The organism is Diaphorobacter ruginosibacter, from assembly GCF_040396215.1.
Taxonomy (GTDB): domain Bacteria; phylum Pseudomonadota; class Gammaproteobacteria; order Burkholderiales; family Burkholderiaceae_C; genus Diaphorobacter_A; species Diaphorobacter_A ruginosibacter_A.
This window is the reverse complement of the sequence record NZ_JBEBOW010000187.1, coordinates 1-5333: the sequence shown is the minus strand read 5'-3', so window position 1 is coordinate 5333 and position 5333 is coordinate 1. Positions and strand designations below refer to the sequence as shown.

Genomic DNA, 5333 nt, shown 5'->3' with positions numbered 1-5333 from the left:
ACCTGCCTGGGAAATCTGTGAATCTGTTGTCGTCCTGCGCCCGGCCTGGCCGGGCGGCCCCTCGTCGTCCTGGGGCGACCAGCCGCCCCCCAGCGCCTTGTAGAGGCTGATGTGGCCGCCCAGCAGGCTGGCGCGCGTGCTCACCACGCTGTCCTGCGCGGAGAGCAGCGTGCGCTGTGTCTCCAGCACGGTCTGGAAATCGACCAGCCCGCTGGTGTATTGGTGCTGCGCGAGCAAATTGGCATTGGCGGCCGATTGCGCCGCTGCTTCCAGCCCCAAGAGCCGCTCGCCATCGCCCTTGATGGCGGCGAGCGCATCCTCCACCTCTTGCAGCGCGGCCAATACCGTGGACTGGTAGTTGCTGCGCGACTGCTCCAGCGCCGCCGCCCGGGCTTCGACCTGCGCGCGCAGCGCGCCGCCATCGAACACCGGCACGGAAAGGCCGCCCAGGATCGAAGCCGCCACCGCCGAGCCGCCCGTCAGGGCGCCTACCGTGGCCGCGCCCAGCCCTAGCGAGCCGCTCAGCTTGAGGCTTGGATAGCGCGAGGCCTGGGCCTCATCGACGCGCGCGAGCGCCGCCCGCACCTGCTCGCCTGCCTGCCACACGTCGGGGCGCTGGTTCAGCGTATCGGCGGGAAAGCGCATCGTCAGTTGCGCGGGCGCGGAAGGCAGCGCCTGCGTGCGGGACAGCTGCTCGTCCAGAGCCGCTGGCGTCCTGCCCGTCAGCACCGCCAGCGCATGGCGGCTCTGCGCGATGCTGCTGGCAAGCTGCGGGAGCTGCGCGGCCGTCTGCCGCACCTGCGTGCGCGACTGCTCGACGACGAGCGACGTGGTCAGCCCCGCCTGCATCCGCCATTCGGTGATCTGCAGTGTCTCCTGCTGGCTCCCGAGGTTGTCCTGCGCGATCACCAGCCGTTGCTGGGCGCTGCGCAATTCGACATAGGCCAGAGCCACCTCCGCCGCGAGCGACACCCTCGAGCCTTCGAGCGAGGCGCGGCTGGCCTGGAAATCCGCCTCGCTGGCCGCGACGCCCGAGCGCAGCTTGCCAAACAGGTCGATTTCCCAACTGGCATCCAGGCCCGCGCTGAAATAGTTCGAGCTGCCGTCATTGCCCTGGCGCGAGCGTTGCGCCGAACCGGAGGCATCGACGCCGGGCAGCGTGCCCGCGCGCGTCTGCTCGAACTGCGCCCGCGCCTGCACGACGGCCATGTGGGCCGCGCGAAGCCCGGGATTGGCCTCGAGCGCCTGCTCGATCAGGGACGTGAGTTCGCCGTCGCCCAGCAGAGTCCACCATTGGACCAGGCGGGCATCGACCTCGGCGGGCGACAGCGCCAAGGCCCCGTCACCCGCCCCGGCCCATTGCCGAGGTACCTCTACCCGCGCGCTTTGTCCCGGCAGGCCGCGATCCACGGCGATCGCCGAGCAGCCCGCAAGCACGATGGCCAGGCTCAATGTGCAAAGGCGCGCCGCAAGGACGGGAATGCCTTTCGAGTCCCGCATCCGGTGCGGTTCTGGAGTTGTGCAATGGTTCATGTGTTCACTTGTTGCCACGCCGCGAGCCGGCACGGCCCCGGGCGACAGAGGTTGTCGCGGGTGCTTTGCGCGGCTGGCGGGCGGGGTCCCTCGATGGATCCGGGCGCTGCGCGCCGTGGCGGCAGCGCCCTTTGGTGTCATTGTGATGGCCTGTCTTGTCGCCCACGCATCGCCCGTGTGAAGTGTCTGTAAATTCCCCGCCAGCCTCAGAACGTGTTCACGATCTCTACGCAGCCGCGAGGAGATCGTGAACACGTTCTCAGCGCACGGCATCGTCCGACATGCCTGGCCCAAGGGCGGGACCGACAATCCAGAGGCTTGCGCCGGGCACGCCGATTCCAGGACGCATTGTTCCAGATGCGGAGCCAATGGCGGCCCGCTTTGGCGACACAATGGACGCTCCAGCCCCCTCAAACCCATTCAGGAAGGATTCATGATGGCCAAGATTCTCGTGCTCTACCACTCCATGTACGGTCATATCGAAACCATGGCCAACGCCGTGGCCGAGGGCGCGCGAAGCGTCGGGGGTGCGCAGGTGACGGTCAAGCGCGTTCCGGAAACCATGCCGGCGGATGTGTTCAAGAACGCCGGCGGCAAGGCGGATCAGGCAGCCGCCGTGGCCTCGCCTTCGGAGTTGGCCGAATATGACGCCATCATCGTCGGCACCCCCACCCGCTTCGGCAACATGACCGCGCAGATGCGCAATTTCTGGGACCAGACCGGCGGCCTGTGGGCCAAGGGCGCGCTGGTCGGCAAGGTGGGCAGCGTGTTCACATCCACCGGCACCGGCGGGGGCCAGGAGATGACCGTCGTGACCACCTGGGCCACCCTGGCGCACCATGGCATGCTGATCGTGCCCCTGGGCTACCGCTTTCCGGAGCAAACCAATTTGTCGGCGGTCAAGGGCGGTAATTCACCCTATGGCGCATCCACCATCGCCGCCCCGGACGGCTCGCGCCAACCGCATGCCGAAGAACTGTCGGTCGCGCGCGGCCAGGGCAAGGCCGTGGCGGAACTGGCGGTGAAGATCGCGGGCTGACCTTTCTGCCTGCCGCCCCCGGCGCTCGCCAGGCCCTCCCATGCGGGGGGGGCCGTTCAGCGCAGGGAATCGAGCGGCCAGCGCGGCTTCACGTCGAAGGCGTATTCCTTGTTCGCCGTCTCGCGTCCAGCCTGCAGGCGCATGGCCGCGGCCATCGCGATCATCGCGCCGTTGTCGGTGCACAGGTGCATTTCGGGATAGTGCACCCGTATCCCACGCTTTTCGCAGGCGCTGTCGAGTTGTTCGCGCAGCAGCCTGTTCGCGCCCACGCCGCCGGCCACCACCACGCGCTTCATCCCGGTCCGCTCGAGCGCGGCCAGGGTTTTCTTCACCAGCACTTCCACGATGGCGGCCTGCGTGCTGGCGGCCAGATCGGCCTTGCGCTCCTGCAGAGCATCGCCGAGCTTCCTGGCCTGCGTGAGCACGGCGGTTTTCAGGCCGGCAAACGAAAAATCCAGGTCGCCCGAGTGCAGCAGGGGCCGGGGCAGCTTGAATGCCTTGGGGTCGCCGCTCTGCGCCAGCCTGGACAGCACCGGCCCGCCCGGGTACGGCAGCCCCATCAGCTTGGCGGACTTGTCGAACGCCTCGCCTGCCGCATCGTCGATGGTTTCGCCGAGGATTTCGTACCGCCCCACGCCATCGACACGCATGAGCTGCGTGTGCCCGCCGGACACCAGCAGGGCGACGAAGGGAAACTGCGGCGGATCGGCGCTCAGGAAAGGCGAAAGCAAATGCCCCTCCAGATGGTGCACGCCCAGCACCGGCCGGTCCAGCGCGGCCGCCATGGAGCATGCCACGCCAGCTCCGACCAGCAGGGCGCCGGCCAGGCCCGGGCCGCGCGTGAAGGCGACCACATCCACGTCGCAAAGGTTCGCCCCCGCTTCCTCGAGCACATGCTCGGTCAATGGCAGGACGCGGCGGATATGGTCGCGGCTGGCCAGCTCGGGCACCACCCCGCCATAGGCGCGATGCATCTCGATCTGGCTGTGCAAGGCATGTGAAAGAAGTGTGGGCACACCCGCGCCATCCGGCACGCGCACCAGGGCGACACCGGTTTCATCGCAGGAGGACTCGAAGCCCAGGATCAACGAACTCATGGGCGCAAGTGTAGTTCCCGCGGCGATTTCCGTCGGCCAAAGGGGAAAGGACACGCACGCTCACGAGCCGCCCGCTCAGGTCATCGCATTGCCGGTGATGTACTGCTCCATCTGCTCGATCAGGAACTTCTGCTGCTGCATGATGTTCTTGACCAGATCCCCGATGGAGACGAGTCCGATCACCGCGCCCTGATGCACCACCGGCAGATGCCGGATACGGTTGGCGGTCATCAACGCCATGCATTCGTCGGTGTTGTTGTCCGGATGGACGTAGCGCACGGCGCGGGTCATGATCTCGCTGACCGGCGTATCGCCCGACGAGCGTCCCAGCAGCACGACCTTGCGGGCATAGTCCCGCTCCGAGAAGATACCCTCGATGCCGCCCTGATCGTCGAGCACCAGCAAGGCGCCAATGCCCTTGTCCGCCATGAGCTTCAGCGCGCTGAGAATCGTGTCGGAAGGGGCTACGGCGAATACCTGGGAATCAGGCTTGGACTTGAGAACTTCGGCAACCGTCGTCATGTGAACCTCCTCTTTTGATCAGTGGACACGCGTTCAATCCGGGCCAATTGGATTCAAGCAGATGCAATTGACAAAGAATTGACAGAGACAGTGTTGACCAAGCCGCACCGCCATGCAACCCTGAGCCCGCCCGATTAGGGTTTGCGATGGAAACGGATTGCAACGGCCATTTCATTTGCGCCCATTTCGAGGATGTATCGCGAAAAAAACACGCCCTCCTCGCATGCCCGACACAACAAAAACGGCGGAGCCGGATCTCCCGGCCCCGCCGTTCCAGGCGCCATTCATGGTTTCTTGCCAGGCCGTCCTGGCCGTGCGGATCAGCGGCGTCCGCCCAGCAGACTCGTCCCCATCTTCAGCAGGTCGCCGATATCCACCTTGCCGTCGCCGTCCTGGTCCAGCAGGCTGCCCAGCAGGCCGCCCCCCAATCCACCCTGCTGCTGCGCGCGGGCCTTCTCCTGGCCGAGCATGTTGCCCAGGCCGCCGGAATCCACCCCGCCCGCCTGCACGCGATTGGCCAGGAAAGCCATCACGATCGGCGCAAGGATCTGCAGCAACTGGCCACCGCTGGCGCCAAGCCCCGTGGCCTGGCCCAGGCTGTTGCCAGCGCTTTGCTGCCTGCCGCCGAAGATGTGGCCCAGGATGTCGGCTCCCATCGACTGGGAGCCCGCGGCCGCGCCGCCGCCCAGCACCGAACCCAGCAGGCCGCCCAGGTCGAGGCCGCCCATGCCCATCGCCGCCTGGGGCTGCTGGCTGGGCATGTGGCCCTGCAGGGCGTTCATCAGGGAATCCGCCCCGCCAGGCTGCTGCGCGTTATGGCCCAGGGCGCCAAGCAGCATCGGCAATGCCATACCCACCGCGCTGCCGGCCTCCTGTTGATTGGTACCAAGCTGTTGCGCGATCTGCTGCATGGGCGCGCCTTGCAACTGCGCCATCAGTTCCTCCGCCAGGGAGGCGTTGTCGTTGGTATTCATGGTCCGATCCTTCAGGTTGGGAATGTGCGCATTGTGCCCTTGGAACATGTCCACAAGGCCAGGCGCGGACCGACGATGTTATTCGGCGAATCTGAATCCATGGCAGTGCATGTCCCTACAGGCGACAGAAGGACGAAAGTTGACAAATCGGACGAGCACTTTCCGCCT

5 protein-coding genes are annotated in these 5333 nt (G+C 66.6%); 1 reads left to right on the top strand and 4 read right to left on the bottom strand.

The annotated features are described in order from the left end of the window. On the bottom strand, positions 1–1500 hold a 1500-nt coding region (locus ABWP92_RS16260), incomplete at its 3' end, for an efflux transporter outer membrane subunit (RefSeq protein ID WP_353236449.1). Positions 1501–1969: 469 nt separating this feature from the next. Here ABWP92_RS16260 and wrbA point away from each other — a divergent pair. Beyond that, complete coding sequence (gene wrbA / locus ABWP92_RS16255; RefSeq protein WP_353236448.1) at positions 1970–2572, top strand: NAD(P)H:quinone oxidoreductase; 603 nt, start codon at positions 1970–1972, stop codon at positions 2570–2572. Positions 2573–2628: 56 nt separating this feature from the next. Here wrbA and tsaD read toward each other — a convergent pair whose 3' ends face one another. From tsaD to ABWP92_RS16240, 3 genes are all read right to left on the bottom strand, one after another. Further along, a complete protein-coding gene (gene tsaD, locus ABWP92_RS16250) occupies positions 2629–3669 on the bottom strand; it encodes a tRNA (adenosine(37)-N6)-threonylcarbamoyltransferase complex transferase subunit TsaD (RefSeq protein ID WP_353236447.1) in 1041 nt (346 codons plus the stop codon). A 75-nt stretch (positions 3670–3744) separates the two neighbouring features. After that, the gene (locus ABWP92_RS16245) at positions 3745–4191 is read right to left on the bottom strand and encodes a CBS domain-containing protein (RefSeq protein ID WP_353236446.1); all 447 of its coding nucleotides are present in this window, start codon (positions 4189–4191) and stop codon (positions 3745–3747) included. 320 nt (positions 4192–4511) lie between these two features. Beyond that, positions 4512–5165 (bottom strand): DUF937 domain-containing protein, encoded by a 654-nt coding sequence (locus ABWP92_RS16240; protein WP_353236445.1) that lies wholly within the window; start codon positions 5163–5165, stop codon positions 4512–4514. Between the last annotated feature and the right edge of the window lie 168 nt (positions 5166–5333).